Source organism: bacterium (assembly GCA_030655055.1).
In the GTDB taxonomy this organism is placed as follows: Bacteria; Edwardsbacteria; AC1; order AC1; family EtOH8; genus UBA5202.
Map to the genome: position 1 here is coordinate 1 of JAURWH010000110.1, position 21,752 is coordinate 21,752.

At 57.1% G+C, this 21,752-nt stretch carries 21 protein-coding genes; 12 read left to right on the forward strand and 9 right to left on the reverse strand.

Annotation, left to right across the window (positions count from 1 at the left end; translation table 11 throughout):
* Positions 1-155 precede the first annotated feature (155 nt).
* From Q7U71_04915 to Q7U71_04960, 10 genes are all read left to right on the forward strand, one after another.
* Complete coding sequence (locus Q7U71_04915; GenBank protein MDO9391100.1) at positions 156-608, forward strand: divergent PAP2 family protein; 453 nt, start codon at positions 156-158, stop codon at positions 606-608.
* Between the two features lie 3 nt (positions 609-611).
* Positions 612-2,483, forward strand: a complete 1,872-nt coding sequence (dxs, locus tag Q7U71_04920; protein ID MDO9391101.1) for a 1-deoxy-D-xylulose-5-phosphate synthase — start codon at positions 612-614, stop codon at positions 2,481-2,483.
* Positions 2,480-3,358 carry a tRNA pseudouridine(55) synthase TruB gene (gene truB / locus Q7U71_04925; GenBank protein MDO9391102.1) on the forward strand — a complete coding sequence of 293 codons (879 nt, stop codon included), beginning with the start codon at positions 2,480-2,482 and terminating at the stop codon, positions 3,356-3,358. Before dxs ends, truB begins: the two co-directional genes overlap by 4 nt.
* Positions 3,352-4,293, forward strand: coding sequence for a riboflavin biosynthesis protein RibF (ribF, locus tag Q7U71_04930; GenBank protein MDO9391103.1), 942 nt, complete (start codon positions 3,352-3,354; stop codon positions 4,291-4,293). Before truB ends, ribF begins: the two co-directional genes overlap by 7 nt.
* 55 nt (positions 4,294-4,348) lie before the next feature.
* Positions 4,349-5,554, forward strand: a complete 1,206-nt coding sequence (locus Q7U71_04935; GenBank protein MDO9391104.1) for a PLP-dependent aminotransferase family protein — start codon at positions 4,349-4,351, stop codon at positions 5,552-5,554.
* A gap of 98 nt (positions 5,555-5,652) precedes the next feature.
* Positions 5,653-7,203 carry a sodium-dependent transporter gene (locus tag Q7U71_04940; GenBank protein ID MDO9391105.1) on the forward strand — a complete coding sequence of 517 codons (1,551 nt, stop codon included), beginning with the start codon at positions 5,653-5,655 and terminating at the stop codon, positions 7,201-7,203.
* 192 nt (positions 7,204-7,395) lie between these two features.
* Positions 7,396-7,824 (forward strand): alternative ribosome rescue aminoacyl-tRNA hydrolase ArfB, encoded by a 429-nt coding sequence (gene arfB / locus Q7U71_04945; GenBank protein ID MDO9391106.1) that lies wholly within the window; start codon positions 7,396-7,398, stop codon positions 7,822-7,824.
* A 39-nt stretch (positions 7,825-7,863) separates the two neighbouring features.
* Positions 7,864-9,273, forward strand: a complete 1,410-nt coding sequence (locus Q7U71_04950; GenBank protein ID MDO9391107.1) for a tetratricopeptide repeat protein — start codon at positions 7,864-7,866, stop codon at positions 9,271-9,273.
* The gene (locus tag Q7U71_04955) at positions 9,257-10,186 is read left to right on the forward strand and encodes a nitroreductase family protein (GenBank protein MDO9391108.1); all 930 of its coding nucleotides are present in this window, start codon (positions 9,257-9,259) and stop codon (positions 10,184-10,186) included. Before Q7U71_04950 ends, Q7U71_04955 begins: the two co-directional genes overlap by 17 nt.
* Positions 10,183-10,809, forward strand: coding sequence for a hypothetical protein (locus tag Q7U71_04960; GenBank protein MDO9391109.1), 627 nt, complete (start codon positions 10,183-10,185; stop codon positions 10,807-10,809). The genes Q7U71_04955 and Q7U71_04960 overlap by 4 nt, the downstream gene beginning before the upstream one ends.
* A 63-nt stretch (positions 10,810-10,872) precedes the next feature.
* On the opposite strand, the gene Q7U71_04965 is transcribed toward Q7U71_04960, so the two are convergent.
* From Q7U71_04965 to Q7U71_04980, 4 genes are read right to left on the reverse strand one after another with little or no spacing between them, the layout of a single operon-like run.
* Entirely contained in the window at positions 10,873-11,673 is an 801-nt protein-coding gene (locus Q7U71_04965) for a 4Fe-4S binding protein (protein MDO9391110.1), read from the reverse strand.
* A 6-nt stretch (positions 11,674-11,679) separates the two neighbouring features.
* Entirely contained in the window at positions 11,680-12,438 is a 759-nt protein-coding gene (locus Q7U71_04970) for a L,D-transpeptidase family protein (protein MDO9391111.1), read from the reverse strand.
* Positions 12,435-12,926: a cupin domain-containing protein gene (locus Q7U71_04975; GenBank protein ID MDO9391112.1), complete on the reverse strand. Its 492-nt coding sequence runs from the start codon at positions 12,924-12,926 to the stop codon at positions 12,435-12,437. The genes Q7U71_04970 and Q7U71_04975 overlap by 4 nt, the downstream gene beginning before the upstream one ends.
* Positions 12,926-13,315, reverse strand: coding sequence for a YkvA family protein (locus Q7U71_04980; protein ID MDO9391113.1), 390 nt, complete (start codon positions 13,313-13,315; stop codon positions 12,926-12,928). Before Q7U71_04980 ends, Q7U71_04975 begins: the two co-directional genes overlap by 1 nt.
* Before the next feature lie 91 nt (positions 13,316-13,406).
* Between Q7U71_04980 and Q7U71_04985 the strand changes: the two genes are divergently transcribed.
* Both Q7U71_04985 and Q7U71_04990 read left to right on the forward strand, forming a co-directional pair.
* Complete coding sequence (locus Q7U71_04985) at positions 13,407-14,576, forward strand: saccharopine dehydrogenase C-terminal domain-containing protein (GenBank protein ID MDO9391114.1); 1,170 nt, start codon at positions 13,407-13,409, stop codon at positions 14,574-14,576.
* A gap of 273 nt (positions 14,577-14,849) precedes the next feature.
* Positions 14,850-14,987 carry a hypothetical protein gene (locus tag Q7U71_04990; GenBank protein ID MDO9391115.1) on the forward strand — a complete coding sequence of 46 codons (138 nt, stop codon included), beginning with the start codon at positions 14,850-14,852 and terminating at the stop codon, positions 14,985-14,987.
* Here Q7U71_04990 and Q7U71_04995 read toward each other — a convergent pair.
* The 5 genes from Q7U71_04995 to Q7U71_05015 all read right to left on the reverse strand — a co-directional run bounded on the left by Q7U71_04995 (position 14,974) and on the right by Q7U71_05015 (position 21,687).
* Positions 14,974-15,216, reverse strand: a complete 243-nt coding sequence (locus tag Q7U71_04995; GenBank protein ID MDO9391116.1) for a DUF4160 domain-containing protein — start codon at positions 15,214-15,216, stop codon at positions 14,974-14,976. The genes Q7U71_04990 and Q7U71_04995 overlap by 14 nt on opposite strands.
* A gap of 31 nt (positions 15,217-15,247) precedes the next feature.
* Positions 15,248-17,509: a polysaccharide biosynthesis tyrosine autokinase gene (locus Q7U71_05000; GenBank protein MDO9391117.1), complete on the reverse strand. Its 2,262-nt coding sequence runs from the start codon at positions 17,507-17,509 to the stop codon at positions 15,248-15,250.
* A gap of 82 nt (positions 17,510-17,591) precedes the next feature.
* The gene (locus Q7U71_05005; protein MDO9391118.1) at positions 17,592-18,062 is read right to left on the reverse strand and encodes an SLBB domain-containing protein; all 471 of its coding nucleotides are present in this window, start codon (positions 18,060-18,062) and stop codon (positions 17,592-17,594) included.
* Between the two features lie 121 nt (positions 18,063-18,183).
* Positions 18,184-19,917: a PEGA domain-containing protein gene (locus Q7U71_05010; GenBank protein MDO9391119.1), complete on the reverse strand. Its 1,734-nt coding sequence runs from the start codon at positions 19,915-19,917 to the stop codon at positions 18,184-18,186.
* Between the two features lie 84 nt (positions 19,918-20,001).
* Positions 20,002-21,687: a carboxypeptidase regulatory-like domain-containing protein gene (locus tag Q7U71_05015; protein ID MDO9391120.1), complete on the reverse strand. Its 1,686-nt coding sequence runs from the start codon at positions 21,685-21,687 to the stop codon at positions 20,002-20,004.
* Positions 21,688-21,752: the final 65 nt, after the last annotated feature.

Consider the following 21,752-nt stretch of genomic DNA (forward strand, 5'->3'; position numbering starts at 1 on the left):
AACGAAACCAGTTTGGTGTTTGCTGTCCATTCGTTTGTTAGGCAAGCCAGCATTACTCAGGACAAGTATTAGTGTTTATCGTTCACTGTTCATAGGTTATTGTCTTTTGTCCCCCAGGCCCCAATATCAAATCCCAATTTCCAGTTCACTAATATATGCCGTTCTGGGAGATCCTAAATAACAAACTGCTGTGGGCCGTGGCCGCCAGCGGGCTGTCCACCCAGATACTGAAGGCCTTTGCCTCGGTCATCTGGGAGGGGAGGCTCAACTGGAAGCGGACCCTGGAGCCCGGCGGGATGCCCAGCTCCCACGCCGCTTCCTCGGCCACCCTGGCCACCATGATAGGCTTAAGCGCCGGGTTCGACAGCTGGCTGTTTGCCCTGTCGGCCTATGTGGCCTTCGTGGTGATGTACGACGCGGCCGGGGTGCGGCGGGCGGTGGGCCGCCAGGCCGTGGCCCTGAACCGGATACTGGAAAGCCGGACACTTAAGAAGAGGACCCAGGGCCTGCAGATCATAGAACTGCTGGGCCACACCCCGATCGAGGTTTTTGCCGGATGCATCCTGGGCATCGGCTGGGGCATTTTATTTCACTACCTGATAGGATGAACCATGATCCTGGATAACATAAATAATCCAGCCGACCTGAAAAAACTGAACCTGCCGCAGCTGCAGCAGCTGGCGGGCGAGGTGCGCCGGCATATCATCAGCGTGGTTTCCAAGAACGGCGGGCACCTGGCGCCCAGCCTGGGAACGGTGGAGCTGACCATAGCCCTGCACTATGTCTTTGACACTCCGGAGGACAAGCTGATCTGGGACGTGGGCCACCAGACCTACGCCCACAAGATCCTGACCGGCAGAAAAAATGAATTCTGCACGATCCGGACCTACCAGGGCCTGAGCGGATTTCCCAAGCGGGCTGAAAGCTGCTACGACTGCTTTGACACCGGACACGCCTCCACCTCCATCTCGGCGGCCCTGGGGATGGCCTGCGCCCGGGACCTGGCCGGGGAAAAATTCCGGGTGGCGGCCATCATCGGCGACGGATCGCTGACCGGTGGACTGGCCTTTGAGGGACTGAACCATGCCGGCCAGCTGAAAAAGAATATGCTGGTGGTTTTGAACGACAACCGGATGGCCATCTCCAAACGGGTGGGAGCCCTGGGCCAGTACCTGACCCGGATTACCACCGCTCCGGCCTATACCAGTTTTGAGAAAAACCTTTGGGACCTTTTGGGCAAACTGCCCAAGAACTTCGGCCAGCCGACCAGGGTGATGTTCCGCCGTTTGCGCCAGGGATTCAAGAACCTGATCGTTCCGGGCCTGACCTTTGAAGAGCTGGGCTACCATTACGAAGGGCCGGTGGACGGCCACGACCTGGAGGCTTTGATCAAGATCCTGTCCCGGATCAAGGATCTGCCCGGCCCCACCATGCTCCACGTGCTGACCACCAAGGGCAAAGGATATGCCCCGGCCGAGAACAACGCCGAAAAATTCCACGGGGTGGGGGCCTTTGATCCGGAGACAGGCAACTCCCGCACCCAGTCTGATATTCCCTCCTACACCGAGGTCTTCGGCCAGACCCTTACCGAATTGGGCCGCAAAGATCCACGGATCGTGGCCATCACCGCGGCCATGCCCGAGGGCACCGGCCTGGACATCTTCCGGGACGCCATTCCGGAAAGGTTCTACGACGTGGGCATCGCCGAACAGCACGCCCTGACCTTTGCCGCCGGCCTGGCCGCCCGGGGTTTTCGGCCGGTGGTGGCCATCTACTCCACCTTTTTACAGCGGGGCTACGACCAGATCATTCACGACATCTCCCTCCAGAAACTGCCGGTGGTGCTGGCCATCGACCGGGCCGGGCTGGTGGGCGAGGACGGCCCCACCCATCACGGGCCTTTTGACATCTCTTATCTGCGCTGCATTCCCAACCTGCTTTTGATGGCCCCCAAGGATGAGCAGGAATTAAGGGACATGCTGGTGACCGCCCTCAAACATCAGGGTCCCTCGGCCATCCGCTATCCCCGGGGCAGCGGTTTCGGAGTAAAGCTGACCGCCCCACAGGAACTGCCTTTGGGCCGGGCCGAAAAACTGCGGGAGGGAAAGGACGGAGCCATATTGGGGTTGGGCATCGGAGCCACTTTAGGCCGGCAGGCGGCAGAATTGCTGGCAGCAAAGGGTTTGGAGATAGAAGTCTGGAACGCCAGGTTTGCCAGCCCACTGGACGAAGAAACCATCGGCGGCATCATGGCCCGCCATAAAAAAGTGCTGACTATTGAAGAGAACGTTCTGGCCGGAGGTTTCGGTTCTTCAGTCTTAGAACTGGCCAACCGGCAGCAACTGAAAACCGATATCCAGCGGCTGGGCCTGCCCGACAGTTTCGTGGAGGCCGGGCCCCGGTCGCTGCTGTTGGAAAAGAACGGCCTCAGCGTTTCGGGCATCGCGGCTTCGGCGGAAAAATACTTTAAGGCCCGGCCATGAGCAGCGCACTGCCGGAAGATTCAGTTTACATCATCAACAAGCCGCCGGGACCTACCTCCTTTGCCCAGGTAGCCAGCCTCAGGCGGCTTTTGGGCATCAAGAAGGCTGGGCATGCCGGAACCCTTGATCCCGAAGCTTCCGGCATCCTGATAGTGCTGACCGGCCAGGCCACCAGGGCCGCCAAGTTCTTTGAAGGACTGGACAAGGAATACCTGGCCGTCATCAAACTGGGGATAACCACCGATACCTACGACCTTAGCGGACAGGTGCTTTCCACTTCAGACGTTCCAGTATTCAGCCGGGCCGAAATAGAGAAAGCGCTGAGCAATTTTCAGGGCCATATCATGCAGGTCCCGCCGGCTTTCTCGGCCATCAAAAAGGACGGCCAGCCGTTGTACAAGGCGGCCCGCCAGGGAATAGAGGTGGAACTGGTTCCCCGTCCGGTGGAGATCCAGCGGATCGATCTTAAATCGATCGATCTGCCGGAGATCACCATTTCAGTCAAATGCTCCAAAGGCACCTACATCCGCTCGCTGGCCTTCGATCTGGGAAAAAAATTGGGCTGCGGAGCGGCCCTGGCCAAACTGGTCAGAACCGCAGTGGGAGAATTCACCCTGGACCGGGCCGTGCCCGGAAACTCCGGCAGAGCAGAGTTTGAGTCCGGGGCCGTCTCCATTGACCAGGCCCTGTACTTTTTGGATGCCTTGGAACTTTCCCCGGAACAGGTTCAAAGGATAGGCCACGGCAATCCGGTGGAATATCCCCATCCCGATTCCGGACAGATCAAGGCCCGCTACCAGGGCCAAATACTGGCCCTGGGCCGGATCCAGGACAATATCTTCAAGCCGCAGACTGTATTGGCGGCCCAATGCTGACCATCACCCGCCTGAATAATTTCGGCCGGGAGCATCCCGGTGCGGTGGTGACCCTGGGGGTTTTCGACGGACTGCACCGGGGCCACCAGGTCCTGATAAAAAAACTGATCACCCGGGCCCAAGCGGCCGGACACCAGAGCGTGGTCCTTACTTTTGAACCCCATCCCCAAAAGGTGCTCCGCCGCGCCAGCCGGCCTTTCATCCTGACCACCGGGACGGAGAAGATGCTGCTGCTTTCCCGGATGGGAGCGGATGTGATGGCCGTGATCCGGTTCTCCAAAAGCATGGCCGACATGGACCCGGAGCAGTTCGTAAAAAATATATTAGTTCAAAAGCTGGGAGCCGCAACAGTGATCTGCGGCCAGGATTGCGGGTTCGGGGCAGGCCGCCGGGGAGATATCTCACTATTGAAGACGCTGGGGCTGAAATACGGATTTAAGGTGGAGGGGATAGCCGCCTGCCAGTCACGGCAAAAGAAGATCGGCAGCACTCTGATCCGGAAGCAGATCCAAGACGGCCTTTTCAACCAGGCGGTAAAATTGCTGGGCCACCCCTACCTGATCAGCGGCCGGGTGGTGAAGGGTCGGGGGATGGGAAGGAAACTGGGTTATCCCACCGCCAACCTAAAAGTCGGCGATAGACTGAAACTCATCCCGGGGGACGGGGTCTATGCCGCCAGGGCTTTGGCGGGCAAAAAGAACTATGACGGGATGCTTTATATAGGAAGCCGGCCGACCTTCGGCGGCAGAAGCGCACGGGCCATTGAATTCAATGCCTTCGGGAACCCCGGTAACCTTTACGGAAAGGAACTGATCCTGGAGGTCCACCAGTTCATCCGGCCCGGCAAGAAGTACGGCAGCCCGGGGGAACTGAAGAAGGCCATTGCCGGGGATCAGATAAAAATAAAGAAATATTTCCAGCCGGCAAAAGGATAACCGGTTCAACGACAAGTTAAAACAAAATATATTAATATAATCGGGAGTCACCCCCATGATCAAAGATCTATCGGCCTTCTATTCCAAGAACGCCCTCAACATGAAGCGTTCCGAGATCCGCGAGCTCTTGAAGTTCACCCGCCAGCCGGGCATCATCAGTTTTGCCGGCGGCCTGCCGGCCCCCGACACGTTCCCGGTTCAGGAGATAGAGGAGATCTCCTGCCGGCTGCTGCGGGAAAAAGGGGCCATGGCCCTGCAGTACGGCACCACCGAGGGCGAGGCTCCCCTGCGCGAGGAACTGGCCAAATGGATGTCCCAGGAAAAGCCGGGCATCAAGCCGGAGAACATCTTCATCACCTCCGGCTCCCAGCAGGGGCTGGACATCGTGTCCAAGGTGTTTTTGGATCCCGGCGACACCGTGATCGTGGAGCTTCCCAGCTACGTGGGCGGGCTGCAGGCCTTCACTGCCTACCGGGCCAAGATGGTGGGCGTGCCACAGGATGATGAGGGAATGCGGATGGACAAGCTGGAAAAGGTGCTGGCCGCCATGGCCAAGAAGAACAAGAAGCCGAAGTTCATCTACGTGGTGCCGGATTTCCAGAATCCGTCCGGGATCACCATGAGCCTGGAGCGCCGGAAGAAACTGCTGGAGCTGGCTTACCAGTATGAAGTGCCTATCGTGGAAGACAGTCCCTACCGTGATCTGCGCTTTACCGGGGAGCCGGTGCCGCCCATCTACAGTCTGGATACCCAGAACCAGGTGATAGTGCTGGGGACCTTCTCCAAGATCTTCTGTCCCGGACTGCGCCTGGCCTGGATCACCGCCCCGGCCGAGTGGATGGACCGGATGATAGTGGCCAAGCAGAGCATGGACCTTTGCAGCCCCTCGTTCAACCAGCTGATCACCGCCGAATACATGAAGCAGGGTCTGCTGCAGCCCCAGATCGAGCGGATCAAGATACTCTACGGCCAGAAGCGCCAGGTGATGCTGAAGGCCCTCAAAAAACACATGCCCAAGGGCGTCAAGTGGACCAAGCCCGAGGGCGGGCTGTTCCTGTGGATCAAGCTTCCCAAGAACATGAGCGCCAACGAGCTGTTTCCCAAGGCCATCGAAGAAAAGGTGGCTTATGTGGTGGGCACCGCCTTCCATTGCGACGGCAAGGGCCAGAATGCCATGCGGATGAATTTCTCCTATCCCACCGAGGCCCAGATCGAGGAAGGGATCCTGAGGCTGGCCAACATGATCAAGAAGAATATGTGATCTGGCCCGGAATACAGAATATTGAAGTCTGAATACCGGATGGTTGTTCTGTATTCCGTCTCCAAAATTCAATATTCAAGCGTTTAAGAGGAGAGAGTATGGCTGAGAAACGCGAACAATGGGGCTCCAAACTGGGGGTCATTCTGGCCGTGGCCGGAAGCGCGGTGGGGCTGGGGAACTTCTTACGTTTCCCGGCCAAGGCGGTGCTCAACGGCGGCGGGGCCTTTATGATCCCCTATTTCGTTGCCTTTCTGCTGTTGGGAATTCCCCTGATGTGGGTGGAATGGACCCTGGGCCGGATGGGAGGCGAACGCGGCCACGGGACCGCTCCCGGCATGTTCGACAAGCTGGACGGGACCGGGCGCTGGGCCAAATACCTGGGGACCATCGGGGTGCTGGGCCCGTTCGTCATCCTGATCTATTACATGTACATCGAATCCTGGACCCTGGCCTATGCCTGGTATTCCTTCACCGGGCACCTGCCGTTCGGGGCCGGCCAGGCCGAGATGAAAGCCTTCCTGTCGGGCTTTCAGGGCCTGGCTCAGAACCAGTACTTCTCGTCACTGGCCCCGGCCCTGACATTCTTTGCTATCACCTTTTTATTCAATTATTACTTCATCTATAAGGGGATCCAGGGGGGAATAGAAAAACTTTCCAAGTACGGAATGCCGGTGCTGATAGCCATAGGTATCCTGCTGGCCATCCGGGTACTGTCACTGGGAACCCCGGACCCGGCGTTGCCGGAACTTTCGGTGAAGAACGCCCTGGGCTTCGTTTGGAACCCGGACTTCTCCCAACTCTCCAATGCCAGGGTCTGGATAGAAGCCGCCGGCCAGATATTCTTCACCCTGTCGGTGGGGATCGGAGTGATACTGACCTATGCCAGCTATCTAAAGAAAAACGACGACGTAGTGCTGTCGGGGCTGACCGCTTCGGCCACCAACGAATTCTGCGAGGTGATACTGGGAGGCTCCATAGTGATCCCGGCGGCCTTCATCTTCCTGGGCGGGGCATCCGGGGCCCTGACCGCGGCCCAGAGTGGCACATTCAACCTGGGCTTTGTGACCATGCCCATGATCTTCGGGAAAATTCCCCTGGGCTTCATCTTCTCCGGGCTGTGGTTCCTGCTGCTGTTCATCGCCGGCATCACCTCCTCGGTATCCCTGATCCAGCCGGCCATCTCGTTCCTGGAGGACGAGCTGAAGTGGAGCCGGAAAAGGTCGGTGCTGGTGCTGGGAGCCGTCTCGTTGGCGGCCTGCCTGCCCGCCATCTTCTTCCTGGGCCACGGCTTCGTGGACGAACTGGACTTCTGGGGCGGCACCCTGTTCCTGGTGGTGTTCGCCGCCATCGAGATCATCCTGTTCTCCTGGGTATTCGGGATAGAAAAAGGGTGGAAGGAGATGCAGCAGGGAGCCCAGATGAAGATCCCCAAGTTCTACAAACCCATCATCAAATACGTGACCCCGGCCTATCTGCTGATCCTGCTGGGTGTGTGGTCCTATCAGCAGTTCTGGCCGTTCATCGCGATGAAGGGGGTGGCCCCGGCCGACCAGCCGTACCAGTGGGCCGCCCGGGGGCTGGTGTTTGGTTTGTGGGCGGTGATCATATGGCTGGTGGCCTGGGCCTGGAAGCGTAAGAAAACTGCTTGAATTGTAAATATTAGGAGGTCATAAAAATGAACGCTTGGGGTGTCCTATTCATGGCCCTTTCCTGGGGTCTGATAATATTCTTGACAGTTTACAGCTTTGTCCTGGTACTCAAAGGGAAATAATACCATTCCGTATCTAACCGGTGGATCAACTCGCTGAAAGGCGTAACAATAATTACAGAACATGTTGCAAATGGCGCTGATAGTCAACCAGAACATAATGATATCCGAGGACGAGCTGGCCGAGGAATTCATCCGGGCTTCGGGTCCGGGTGGCCAGAACGTCAACAAGGTGGCCACCGCGGTCAAGCTTAAGTTCAATGCGGCCGGCAGCCTTTCACTGACGGCGGAGGTGAAGCAGAGGCTGTTTTCCCTTTACCGGAACCGGATCAACCTGGATGGTTTTCTGGTGATCGACGCCCGCAACCACCGGACCCGTGAGGCCAACCGCCAGGAAGCCAGGGAGCGCCTGGCGGAGCTCATCAGGCTGGCGGCCATAAGGCCCAAGCTCCGCCGGAAGACCAAGCCCACCTATGCTTCCAGGGCCAGGAGGGTGGATGATAAAAAGAAAAAAGGGCAGACCAAGTCCCTGCGGAAAAAGGTGGGGAATTCCGGCGACTGACAGGTCAGGTCTTTCGGGAAACGCCTATTTAAGGAACAGATGTCCAACCCCCGGTATCACATAAAAAAACTGTGGCTGGAGTCCGGCGGGCAGTGCTATGCCTATTCGGTCTGTCTCAGCAAGGCCGACGTGCTGGAGCTGTCGGGCGAATGGCAGCAGGCCGAAGAACTATTCCGGAAGAACCTGGAGTTCGCCAAACTGGCCGGGGCCCAAAGCCAGACGGCCGACTCCCAGATAAAACTGTTCCGGATAATGCGGTACATGGGAAAGGTCCATGATCCCCTGGTCTCGCTGAACGAAGCCCTGGCCATTTATACCGAGTTGGGTGACCAGTCCGGGATCAGTCAGACGATCAACAACCTCGGGCTGGTGTATGCCGCCCAGGGAAAACACCAGAAGGCCGAGGAATGTTTCAATGATCTGATAGCCAGGAGCAAGCGCTTTGGGGACAGCAAGCACCTGATCAGCGGGCTGGGCAATCTCAGCCAGGTTCAAATGAGCCGGGGCCGGTTCGACCAGGCCCTGGAATGCCTGGAGCAGTGCGCCGAGGCCTCTTTGCGGGAGAACGACACCCTGTTCCTGAGCATCACCTACGGAACCATGGGCAACGTCTACTTCTTCCAGGACCGCCTGGACAGGTCCTATGAATATTACAAGAAACAGCTGGACCTGGCCCGGCGGCTGGGAGACCCCGCCAACCAAAGCATAGCGGTGGGCAATATGGGCAACATCTTCTACCGCCAGGGGAAGTACCAAGAGGCCTTGGACTGTTACCGGGCCAAACTGGAGATCTCCCAAAAGCTGGATTACAAGACCGGAATCAGCCAGTCCTGCGGCAATCTGGGGATAGTGCATACCGAGCAGGAGCAGTATCAAACGGCGCTGGAATATTTTGAAAAACAGCGGAGCATCTCCGAAGAGGCCGGAGATCCCGAGGGCCGGGAGGGGGGATGCTGCGGGCTGGGAATGGTATACGCCAAGACCGGGGAATACGGGAGGTCACGGGAATATTTCCTGAAAGCGGTGGAGATAGACCTGGAGGCCGGTTTTGACAAGGAGCTGGACTCAAATTATCTCCAGCTGGCCGAAGTATGTTTCAAGGCCGGGGACAAGACCGGGGCCTTGGACCATCTGGAAAAGGCGAAGCTTTCGGCCCAAAAAAATAAAAGCGACGATATCTTGGCCAAAGCGGAGATACTGGCAGTAAAAATAGCGGCCGGGAACGACCTGTCCCGGACTGAAAAGATTTTTTTGGAGATCCTCAACAAACAACCAGGAAATATATTGGAAGCGCTGGTTTGCTACGAACTCTGCGGCATCACGGGTGACAAGGATCAAAAAACCCGGGCAATAGGGCTGTTGCAGGAACTGTACGACCAGACATTCGATCATGATTATAAGCGGATGAAAACGGAACTGGAGAGGGGAAAAAATGACAGACAAGGTTAAGGCCATGCCTTCGCACCACGGGATCAAACAGGCGGTTAAGTCCCGGACAGCCGACCCCACCATCCGGCTACTGCTGGAACGGGGAAGCTGCCGTATCTTTACGGACAAGAAGATCCCAGCCAAGGTGCTGGAGCAGGTGCTCGAAGCCGGGTTGCGCGCGCCCACCGGGGGGAACCTGCAGCCTTATTCCATCATCAGGATAGAGAACCAGGCCACCAACGCCAAGCTGGCCAAGCGCTGCGGACAGCCCTTTGTGGGCCAGGCCCCGGTCAATCTGCTGTTCTGCATCGACTGGCGCAGGCTGGAGCGCTGGTCAAAACTTTCCGATGCACCTTTCACCGCCGCCAGTTCCTTCCGTCATTTCTGGATCTCGTTCCAGGACACCATCATCAGCGCCCAGAACATCTGCACCGCGGCCGACGCCCTGGGCCTGGGCTGCTGCTACATCGGGACGGTGCTGGAGTTCTTTCCGGCGCTCAAGAAAATGTTCAAACTGCCCCAGGGAGTCTTCCCGGTGGTGCTGCTTTGCCTGGGATATCCCAAGGCAAAACCTGTGCCCCGCAAAAAACTTCCGGTCAAGGTCATGGTCCATTCCGAAAGATACCGGGACTTAAGCGACCGGGAACTGGTCAAGGCTTTTGACGAAAAATATCCCGGGATGAAGGTGTCCCTCACCCCGGAAAGGCTCAAGGACATGGAGAGGGTCTGCCGCAATACCGGCGGCCCGGCCCTGGTCAAAAGGGCCCTGGCCAGGATCCAAAAACAGGGATACATCAACCCGGCCCAGCGCTACTTTGGCCTGCACTACAGCGCCGACTACATGCCGGAAGGCAATGACGGGTATCTGAAAATGATGGAGAAGTTCGGGTTCCATTGGTTCAAGAAATACGTTCCTTACGGGAAGAAGGCATGAGATACTGGCGCCATGGTCTGATACTCTTCGCCGCAGCGCTGACGGTATCCTGCTCCCCGGCCTATGTTCAGAGAAAGGAGCCGGCCGGCGAGGAGATGCAGGCCCGGCTGGCTTTGGTCAATTATGCCAAAAGTCTTATAGGCGTGAAGCGGTTGAGCGAGCTGGATAAAAGGTTCAAGAACGACTGCTCGGGATTTGTCAACGGAGTTTATGCCGTGATGGGCCGGAAGATAAAGTATGATTTCGTCCGCCAGGGGCGGCCGCTCTCGGAGTCGTTGTACCTGACACTCAACGACAAGAATCTGGCCTATCGGGAAATGCCGCCCCGGCCGGCCGATGCGGTGTTCTTTAAGAACACTTTGGAGAACAGCTACGACAAGATCACTCATGTGGGCTTGGTGGAGGAGGTGCAGGAGGACGGGACAGTGATCATTCTGCACTACGGTTCGGGCCGGGTGGGCCGGATCAAGATGAACCTGCGGCATCCCTATGACTACAAGAACGACAGGGGTGAGATAATAAACGATTACCTGCGAAAAAGGGGGGAGCGCCAAAGCAGGGAGGATCTGGCCGGTGCGCTGTATTTTATGTTCGGGGATGCGATCAGGTATACGACGCCATAGAAATAATATTAAATTAAAAAGCCCGAAGGATTTTATCCTTCGGGCTCTTCTTGTTTCACAAAGCTATTTCTGCGACACCCCCGGACACTTGGTGCACTGCATGCACCGGATGCACTTGGCCGAGACCGGGTCCTTTCTGATATCAATGTCTACCGGGCAGATCTTACGGCAGTCGGCCGGCAGGTGCGGAGCGTGATGGTTCACCTTGATCTGCAGCAGGGACACCCGGTTGAACAAACCGAAGATGGCTCCCAGCGGGCAGATGAACCGGCAGAAGGGGCGCTTGATGTAGATGGCGGCCGCGATGGTCCCGGCCAGCAATCCGACCTTGACCCAGAACAGCCAGCCGGTCATCCCCAGTATAGTCGAATACTGCCCCAGTGCCTTGGTCTTGAAGAAGGCCCAGCCTACTATCGGTATCCCCGCCTCCAGTGTGCCGGCCGGGCAGAGTTTGCTGAACCAGGGTTCCTTGGTGATTGCCGGAATTAGAATGGCCACGCCGATCAAAGACACATACCGCCCCCAACCCAGCCAGGAGGGCATGGCCAGCTTGGCCCTTCTTATTTTGGCCAGCAGGTCCTGGAACAGGCCGAAGGGGCACAAATAGCCGCAGGCCCAGCGCCCCGCCAGGCCGCCCACCAGGAAAAGTATCCCCAGCAGGAAGAAGGGGAAGACCCCGATGATCACGAAGTGCTGCAGGGTCCCGATGGGACAGGCGAAACTTGCCGCCGGGCAGGCGTAGCAGTTAAGCGAAGGACAGGGCAGGTATTTCAGATAGGGCGCCAAAAAATAGCTGTTGGTAACTATCACGGCGGCAATCTGAAGATACAGCCTTTTAACGGGGATGCTCAGGTTCTTGAACATGGCGTTTTACGGTTGGTTGAAGAAATAGTTACCCTTGCGGTCCACCATTATCTGGGGAATGGGTTTGTTGGTTCCAAAGAAATCATAACCCTGCTTCAGGTTGTTCCAGAATCTCAGGAGAACCGGGTCTTCCCGGTGTTCCTCCAGCAGTTGTTGGTAGCCTGGCCCCTCCATCCGGCAGGGAAATATGTGGACGGGGATCTTTTCCTGTCCGCCGTTTCTGGCTTCCAGTGCGATCAGATACAGTTCCTTGATCCCCTCGTCGGTGATGGGAATGCAGCCGATGGTCACGCAGTCGCCGTGGATGTAAATGGCGCTGCCGGGATCGTCCCGGTCGCTTAAAAGCTGGTCGGAGCGGTTGGGGTAGTTCAGGCCCAGCGACAAATGAAAATTGCTTTGGGGGTTGAAATGATTGATGGTGTAAAACCCTTCGGGGACCTGGCCGTCGCCGCGCTTTCGCTTGGGACCCAGATCTCCGGATGAGGCGCAGACCGGGTATTCTTTCACCCGGGTCATGGCCTTTCCGGCAGGATCGGCAGCCCAGAGCTCCAGCAGACCTTCCTGTTTGAATATCCTGATCAAGATCTCCTTTGGGGGATAGGTAAGTTCATGGGCTTTGAACAGTGCTTTTGCTCCCGGTTCCTTCTGGACATAAGCCTGCCGCACCCGGGAGTTCCTCAGCTGTTCTCTCTTAAATCCGGTCTGGGCCGAAGCCGCTACAATTAACAAGGCCAGCGACAGGGTTAAAAGAAGATAGGTCTTCATTCTACGGTCAATGCAGTTATTGCTTGTTTGCATCTAGGGTAAAGCTTCAATAGTTCTTTCCGGCTGCCTTGCCGGTAATCGGCGAAATCGAATCCCGGGAAAACGGTTGTTCCCAGCAACGCAAAGCGGCCGCCTTTTACAAGCCGCGAGCCCTGCCAGACGTTCTTGGGAACCAGGAACTGAGGATGCTGGCCTTTTTCGATGTCCGGCCCAAGGATCACCTTCCGGGACCTGCCGCCGGGGTATAGCAGCAGCATCTCCACCGGATCGCCGAGATAAAAGTGAAAGATCTCATCGGAACAAACCAGGTGCATGGCCGAAAATCTATCCGGCGTTATCAGATAGTAAATTGAGGTTCCTATGCTGCGTTCGACCCCGGGCCCGCCGCCCACTTTCAAGGCCGAACGGTAGGTCTCCCGGTAAAGCCCGCCTTCCTGGGGCAGGGGCTTGAGCTTTAGAAACTTCATTATCCTTTGGACTGTCAGCATCAACGATTCCCAATTGCTTTAATTGCCAGCCATGCCAACAAAGCCAGGCTTAACAGCCAGACCAGCACCACCACGGTGGCGGCCTTGCGGCCCAGCGAACCTGTTCCCTGAAATTTCTGCCAGGCTTTCTGCCGGCATTCCTTCATTATATCAGCCGGAATGAGCCTGACCGAAAGGGCGACCCCCAAAGGCACCAGCACCAGGTCATCCAGATAGCCGATCACCGGGATGAAATCCGGGATCAGGTCAATGGGGCTGACGGCGTAGGCCACGGTGGCCGCCGCCACCGCCTTGGCGTACCAGGGGACCCTCGGGTCCCTATAGGCCAGGTACAGTGCGTAGGTCTCTTTCTTGAGGTCTTCGGCCTTTTGTCTCAGCGCTTTAAGCATTATCTTCCAATTATATATGGCCGGGGCGAATTATGCAACCAAAACAAAAATAAATTTTGACAAATCACATCCCTTGGGTTATAATCAAATCATGAAATACAAATACATAGTTTTGGGGGCTGGCCGCCAGGGTGTGGCCATAGCCTATGACCTGGCAAAGTTCTGCCAGGCCGGGCCGGTCATATTGGCCGACTACGATCTGAAGCTGGCCCAGACCGGGGCGGCCAGGGTCAACAAGCTGGTAAAGCCGGGGATCTCCAGGGCGGTCAAGGCCGACGCCGGGGATCCGGCCGCGCTCAAAAAGCTGTTTGCCGGGGCCGATTGCGTGGTCAGCGCCGTGCCCTACCACTACAACTACGGCGTGGCCAAAGCCGCGGTGGAGGCCGGAGCCAATTTCTGCGACCTGGGCGGTAATACGGATGTGGTGCTGAAAGAACTATCGCTCCACAAGCAGGCCAAGGCCAAGGGCATCACCATCGTGCCGGACACCGGGCTGATGCCGGGCATGGGCAACACCCTGGCCGCCTACTTCATCAACAAGCTGGACAAGGTGGACGAGATCCACATGCGCTGCGGTGGCCTGCCCCAAAAGCCCAAGGGCCCGCTTAATTACAAATTAGTTTTCTCGGTGGAGGGCCTGATCAACGAGTATTTCGGTGATGCCTACATAGTCAGGAACGGCAAGGTGGCCAAGGTCCCGACCTTCGCCGGTCTGGAGGTCATAGAGTTCCCCAGGCCGGTGGGAAAATGCGAGGCCTTCGTTACCAGCGGCGGAACCTCCACCGCGCCCTGGACCTTTGCCGGCCGGGTCAAGGAATACGACTACAAGACGGTTCGCTATCCGGGGCACCACCAGAAGATCAAGACCCTGCTGGAGCTGGGCTTCTTCGACCAGGCCCCGCTGGAGGTCAAGGGGCAGAAGGTGATACCCCGCCGCTTAAGCCACGCCCTGATCACCAAAGCCATTGATTTCCCCAAGGACAAGGACCTGATAGTGCTGCGGGTAACGGCCCTGGGAAAGCTGAACGGCAAAAAGGTGGAGGCCAAGATAGACATCATTGATTTCCAGGACGACCGGACCGGGTTCACCGCCATGGAGCGGACCACGGGGTTCCCGGCGGCCATAGTGGCCCATCACTTAGTGCAAGGGCTGGCGCCCAAGGGCGCGGTGCCGCTGGAGAGGTCCATAGACCCGGTGCTGTTCATTAGGGATTTCAAGAAACGGGGGATTGCGGTCAAGGAGACCGTCAGGAAGATATGAAGAAGGTAAGATAAAACCTGTTAACAAATATAAATCAAACCCGGCGTATTTTAAATACGCCGGGTTTTTCAGTGCTGTTTTGAGATCATTTTATTAAGATCAAACTGATCTCAGGGCTTTGCTTTTCCGAACATCACGCAATGGTAACTTAGAATACGGTTGTTTTCTCGCTGTCTGTGTATTGGTCTTAGAATGTAATTTATATTTTCCAGGATTCTCGAGATTATCTATTTCCAAATCAACATCCAGGTCTGGCCAATATAAGTGGTAACCATGCAGCAACTGGACATTTTGTATGGAATTCAAGGTCTGGTCTTTGAAATAAGGATACTGGAGAAAACTCAGAAAGTATTCTTTTTCTTTTACAAAGAGCCAAATGCCGAAGGGCGTGATATTTTCAACGCTCAATAAAATGCTTTTGCCAGGCGGTAATGATTTCATCTTTGTGTTTCTCCACGATATTCTGAATATCCTTCAGTTTTCTTTGGTTTAATCCATGATTTACTGCCAGCGAGACGATGGGCTCAAGCCAGAATTTGGCTTCTCCGGTTTCGCAGGTAACATGGATGTGTATGCGTTCTTCCTCATTAGAGAGGAAATAAAAGCGATACCCTTTTTCCCGGAATATTGACGGACTCATGCTTATAAACAAGATAGATTGTTAAGTTAGTTCAGCCCTTCAAAACATTCCACCATTTATGCTGCCGGTCCCGTTTTTTCTTGGCGCCGTCATCGGCATAATAATAATTATAATGGTAATAATAATCGTAACTGCCGGCCAGACCGGAGAGCTCGATCTTATTCAGCACCACGCCCAAAATATTGGCCTTGAGGTTGGTCAGAATGGTCTTGGCCCGAAGCAGGGCCCGTTTGTCGGTGGCGTGAGACTTGACCACCAGCACCAGCCCGTCCACCTGGGGGCTTAAGACCGCGGTGTCGGTGACCGTGATCACCGGCGGGCTGTCGAACAGCACCAGGTCAAATTGCTGGCTTAAGAGTTTGATCAGGTCGCGCATTCTCTGCGAGCCCAGCAGTTCCGAGGGGTTGGGCGGGATGGCTCCGCAGGTCAAAATGGAAAGGTTCTCCACCCCCGAGGGCTTGACCACTTTTTCCAGGGCCAGGCGTTCGGCCAGCAGGTTGCTTAACCCCGGTTCCCGCTCCAGTCCGAACAGCGAGTGGACCACCGGTCTTCTAAGGTCGGCGTCCACCAGCAGGGTGCGGATGCCGGACAGGGCGGTGGTGATGGCAATATTGGCGGCCGAGGTGGACTTGCCTTCGGAGGGCGCGGCCGAGGATATGACCACGGTCTTCAAGGGGTCGTCGATCCGGGAGAACTGGATGTTGGTCCTTAGGGAGCGGTAGGCTTCCGAAACGTGGGAGCGGGGGGTGTATTTGGTGACCAGGGTGGCCGAGATCCGGGCCACCTCGTCCGACCCATTCTTGCGAAATGTTTTGCCCTCCTCGGAATGAATGGCCGGGATCAGTCCCAGCACCGGCATCCCAAAGTTGTGCTCGATGTCCTCCACCGTTTTCACCGAATTATCAAGCGAATCCAAAAAGAACGACAGCCCCACTCCCAGGGTCAAGCCCACCACCAGCCCGATGGCGAAGTTCAGCACCTTGCGTGGTTTGATGGGGAACTGGGGCGGCTGGGCCCGGTCTATCACCCGGACGTTCCCGATCTTGCCGGCCTCGGTGATCTTGGCCTCCTCGTGCTTCATCAGCAGCAGCCGGTAAACGCTTTCACCCACCTCCTTGGCCCGCAGCAGACGGGCCAGCTGCAGTTCCTTGTTGGGAAGCTTGGAAAGGCCGAAATCGTACTGGGACAGGATGGTCTTTAAGGCTGTTTCCCTGGCTGTCATGGTGGCCCGCTGGATCTCCAGCGGCGGGATCTGGTCCAGCAGCGACTGGATCTGGGGCATCGGCGAAAGCCGGTTCTTCTGGGTTATCTTCTGCAGTTCCTCCAGCAGCCGGGACTTGACATTGGCGATCTGGACATTAAGGTTCTTGATCTGGGGGTGGTCGGGAGCATAGCCCTTGACCTGCAGTTTGATGATCTCCATCTGCAGATTTACCAGGCTGCTGCGCAGGCTGTCGGCCATGGAGCCGGCGCTTAAGGGCAGGCTGTTCTCGGTCAAGGCGCCCTGGTCCTTAAGCTGGTCGTAGATGGCGGTCAGCCGGCCTTCGATGCTCTGGCGTTCGGTGGAGGCCGCGATCATCTGCTTGTCGGCCTCGGTGGCCCGGGACAGGATCTCCTTGCCTTCGTCGGAGAGCGAGACCACCTGGTTCTGGGACTTGAAATTTTTGATGGCCTCTTCGGCGGTATTGAGGGTGGACTCCACCGAGGGCAGCTGGGCCTCTATGAATTTGCGGGTGGAGGAGGCCTGTTCCCGCTTGACCGAAGCGCTCCGTTCCTTGATGACCTCGGCCACCAGGTTGGCGATATTGGAGGAGGCTTCCGGGGTGGGACCCTGTACTTTCACCAGGATCACGTCGGAATCACGGATGGGTTCGGCGGTGATGCTTTTTTTGATGATCTGGGTCAGCCGGTAGCTTTGTTGTTGGGGGCTCAGGCTGCGGTCCCGTCCCCGCAGCAGCAAAGGTGAATATTCCGGGTCCAGAAGCCGGACCACTTCCTCGGCCAAGCTGCGGGACTTGATCTCCTCGATCTGGTTCACTATATAGCTCTTGCGGGAGAAGGCCTCGGAGATGTCGAAGGAGGGGAGCGGCTCCCGGCTTTGCTCAAAGATGATGGTGGTTTGGGCCTCGTAGACCGGGGGCATGGTGAAATTTGCCAGGACTATTGGCAGCACCACCCCCAGCAGACAGGCCGTTATCAGCAGCCTGCGCCGCCACAAAAGGTCTATCAGCTCGTAAATGTTGGACTCGCTGGTCCGGGTCTTTAAATCCTGGTTCAAATGTTTGGCTTTCATCAAAGATGTTGATAATTGGGCAAAAAGTCAAATCTCTTAACGGACCTTCTTCTCTGTTCGATTTCTGGGAACCTTTGCCGGATCAACGGTTCCGGGAGATAAGATAGTAAACGTTGGCGATGACTGCCATGTCAGCCACGAACGAGATCGCATCCTTCCAGAAAAAGCGGGCATTGCGGGGGACCATCACGGCATCGCCGGGCCGCATCACCAACAGGGAATCGGCGCGTTCCCTGCCCAGATACTTATCCAGATTTACTTTTTTGGTGCGGGGCATCTGCCCCAATGCGTGCGAGATCTTGACCCGTCCCAAAGCCGCATACTGGGTCGGTCCGCCAGCCTTGGAGATCACGTCCAGTATGGTGGAACCGTCCGGCACCCGGTAGACCCCGGGGGTGTTGACCTCCCCCCAAACATGGACCTCTATCTCCAGCTGCTGGTTTTGACCCAGGTAAAAAGCATCTTTTTTGAAGTCGGCCTGCTGGGCAAGAACATTCCCGGCCAAGAGTATCAGAGCGGTCCAAAGAATTCCGGTTAGAAATGGTTTGTTCATTGTTGCACCTAATCAGAAAGACGCAGGGGCAAATAGATGGGTTAAGTTACCCTTGGCAGCCTTGGCGTCTTTGCGGTTCAAATTATCCCATGCGGATTGCAAGGAATGTAATAAGCTACTGTTACTTGCCCTTTTTCAAACGGTCTTTGGTCTTGCCCAGATATTCCTTGGCCTTGGCGTGGCCGGGGTCTGCCGCCAGCACCTGCTTGAAGGTTTTTTCAGCCGGGGCATATTCCTCGTTCATGAATTGTTGAACACCTTTCTTGTAAAGCGCGGTCACGTCCTCCGCCGATATCTTGGCAGGTTTAGCAACGGCCGGCGGGGTTGGCTTGGGGGTGGCAGCGGCTTTTGGCTTTTCCGCAGCCGGTGCCGCCGGAGCGGCAGGAGCGGGTGGCTGATAAGCCACCGGGGCGGGGGGCTGGGCAGCGGGGGTCCTGGTCTTCCTGCCCGAGGCCGGAGCCGGCGGCAGGGCCGCCGCCACGATCTCTTTCTCCATCGTTATCTGGCGCTCGGTCTCGGCCTTGTCCTTGAGGGTCAGTTCTTCTTCAAAGGGACGGTATCCCTCCAGAGTTACCGATATTTTATATTTTCCCGGAGGAACCACCGTTCCGAACTGCCCGGTAACGGGATCGACGCTGACATCTCCGGCCCGGCTGCTGTTAAAGGAAACTGTGGCCGGCAGAGGCTGGCCCGAGGCCCGGTCCACCACCTTGCCCTTGAAGCCGGCGGTCTTCCGCTTCAGGGTCAGGTCCCATTTCTCCACCTTGCCTTCCTTGACATTGATCTTGCGCTCCAGCCAGCGGTAACCGTTGGCGTATATGTGGACCTTGTACTCGCCCGGGGGAAGCTTGGCCTGGTAATCTCCGGCCTCGTTGCTGACCAGTCCCGGAAGGTCGGAGCCGGGGAAGGTGATCATGCCCTTCATGGGAACCCCGGTCTCGCGGTCCTTGATCAGGCCGGCCACCGCGCCGCCGATCGTCCCGGAGACGGCCTTGCCCGCGGCGGCGGGGAAATCAAATCCCAGGATCAGCTGCCAGGGGGCGGAGGCCCGGGTCAGTCCAATGTCGCAGGCCAGGTTGATCCCTAAGAACGGCAGGGGGGAATACCTGAGGCCGGGGGTCACCCGCAGTTCTGTCCGGTCTGCCCCCCGTCCCCGCAAGACCAGATCATCGGGGACCGAATCTTTTTGGGCTCCCAGCCGGTATTCACCCGAGGCTTCCAGAAAGGCGGAAAGGTTTTCCTTGAATGAATACTCGGCCCCGGCCCCGAAAGGTAGTTGGGGGCGCTCCTCGCCCCGGGTCAGAAAGCCGGCATTGATGAAGACCATGGTCTGTCCCAGGTTGATGTCGGTCAATAATTTTGCGCCGAAGTCCAGCTTCCCGGTCTGGGACGGGCCGTCCTGGTATTTTTCCTTATTCATCGGTACTGAAATTGTGGGCATGAACCCCAGGTCCAATTTTCCGGCCATCAAAGGCAGGCAGTACTTTGCCGATATCACCGCATCGCCGGGACAGCCCAGGCTCTTGTCGGCTGAGGCGCTGTCCAGGACCGCCACCGTCCATTGCTCGGCATGGCCCACTCCGGCCGCCATCAGGGAAAGGTTCTTTACCGGTACATAATACAGGGTGTTAAAGCTCCAGGCATCAAGCAGGGCGTCCTGGTTTCCCGACTGCCCGTAGTAGTTCTGCCCGGAATAGGATGTCAGGGCCGCCAGGCTGCGCCCCCCATATCCGATCCCGGTCTTGGCCGACTGCAGATGGATAAGTCCCGGACCCCCAAAGACAGGGTAGCGGGCGGCCCCAGCCAGCGAAGCTAAAGCGAAGGTCAGACCCAGTAAAATGTACGGCCTTTTCATTTTTAAACCCTTAAATTTTGAGATACCTTGATTACATTATTTGTACGGCGCCGCCAATGGCCGGTGTTCCGTGGGACCGGAAATTTATCCTTTTGATTTTTTCAGACGGTCCCTGGTCTTGCCCAGATAATCCTTGGCCTTGGCATGTCCGGGGTCGGCTGCCAGCACCTGCTTGAAAGTCTGTTCGGCTGGGGCATATTCCTCGTTCATGAACTGCTGGACGCCCTTTTTGTAAAGTGCAGTCACTTCCTCGGCCGACATCTTGGGGGCGGCCGGGGTGACTGGTTTAGCCGCTGTTGTTGCCACTATTGGTTTAGTCGCGACAGGCTTGGGTTTGACCTGGGCAGAGGTAACTGACGGTGTCACCGGCTTGGGCGGAACCGCCGCCTGAACCAGGGGCTGCAGGGAGACATTCTGCTGCAGGTCCTCCTTGTCCTTGATGGTCAAGGCAATATTTTGAGAGATGTAACCGGGAGCGCCCACCGTCAAGGTATAATTTCCGGGAACCAGCTTGGCCAGATACTGGCCCGAGAGAGGATCGGTGTTGAAGAGTTGCTGGCCGTCGGTCCCAAAGGACAGGGAGGCCATCATTGGTTTTTGTCCGGAGGCATCGGTGACTTTCAGTGTCAGCTGCCCCAGTTTTTTATTGAGGTCCAGCGCCCAGCCGGCATCCTGTCCGGCTTTTACTTCCAGCTCCCTGGTGATGGTGCGGTATCCGTCGGCTTTGACCTGCACCTTGTACCGGCCGGGTTTGAGTTTAAGCCGGTAGCTTCCTTTGGCGTCGCTGATGACGGCCGGGATATCCTGGCCGGGGAAGGAGATGATCCCCTTGATGGCGGCTCCGGAAGAGTTATCCTTGATGATGCCGGCCACCGCTCCCCACAGCGGAGTCACCAGCGACCTGCCGGCCGCCGCCGGGAAATCTATCCCGATGACAGCCTGCCAGGGGGCCGCGGCCCGGCTTAGCCCGATGTCGCAGGCCAGGTTCAGCCCCAGGTAAGAGACCGGGGCAAAGCGCAGTCCTGGGGTGACCCTGGCCTCATTCCGGTCGGCTCCCCGTCCCCGCAGGATCTGGTCAGTGCTCAAAGAATCTTTTTGGGCGCCCATCCGCAGTTCGGCCGAAACTTCCAAAAATCCCGAGAAGTTCGGGCTGAATCCATACTCCAATCCCAGTCCCAATGGCAGCTGGGGGCGCTGGTCGCCCCGGGTTAAAAAACCCGCGTTCACTAAAACCGTCAGGTCGGTATAATTGAAGTCCGATAATATCTTTCCCCCGAAATCCAGCTTGCCGCTTTGCGACGGGGAATCCTGATATTTGGTGCGGCTCATCGGTATTGTGACCATGGGCATCAGCCCCAGGTCCCACCGGCCGTTCTGCAGGCTCCACTGGTATTTCAGGGCCACCAGGGCATCTCCGGGACAGCCCAGGGATCTGTCGATGGTTTGCGTGGATGAGACCGGACTTTTCACCGTCCATTGTTCGGCGTGGGCCAGTCCGTTGCCGATCACTGCCATCCCTGGCATCGGGGAGTAGCTGATGGAATTGTGATTCCACAGGTCCGTGAAGGCATCATCCGTCCCCTGCAGGCCGTAGAAGGTCTGGTTGGAATACGAGGATACCGCGGCCAGGCTGCGGTATCCGAATCCCGGACCGGCCTTGGCCGACTGCAGGTGCACCAGTCCCGGTCCCCCCAACAAGGGGAACTGGGTGGCCAGGGCGGCGGAGGCCGCCAGCCCCAGGCACAAAGACAGGAATAATTTTCGTTTCATTGAAAAACCTCCCCTCCCACATTGTTTTTGGGGGATTGAGTTTAAAAACTGCAGCTGTTGCCTGC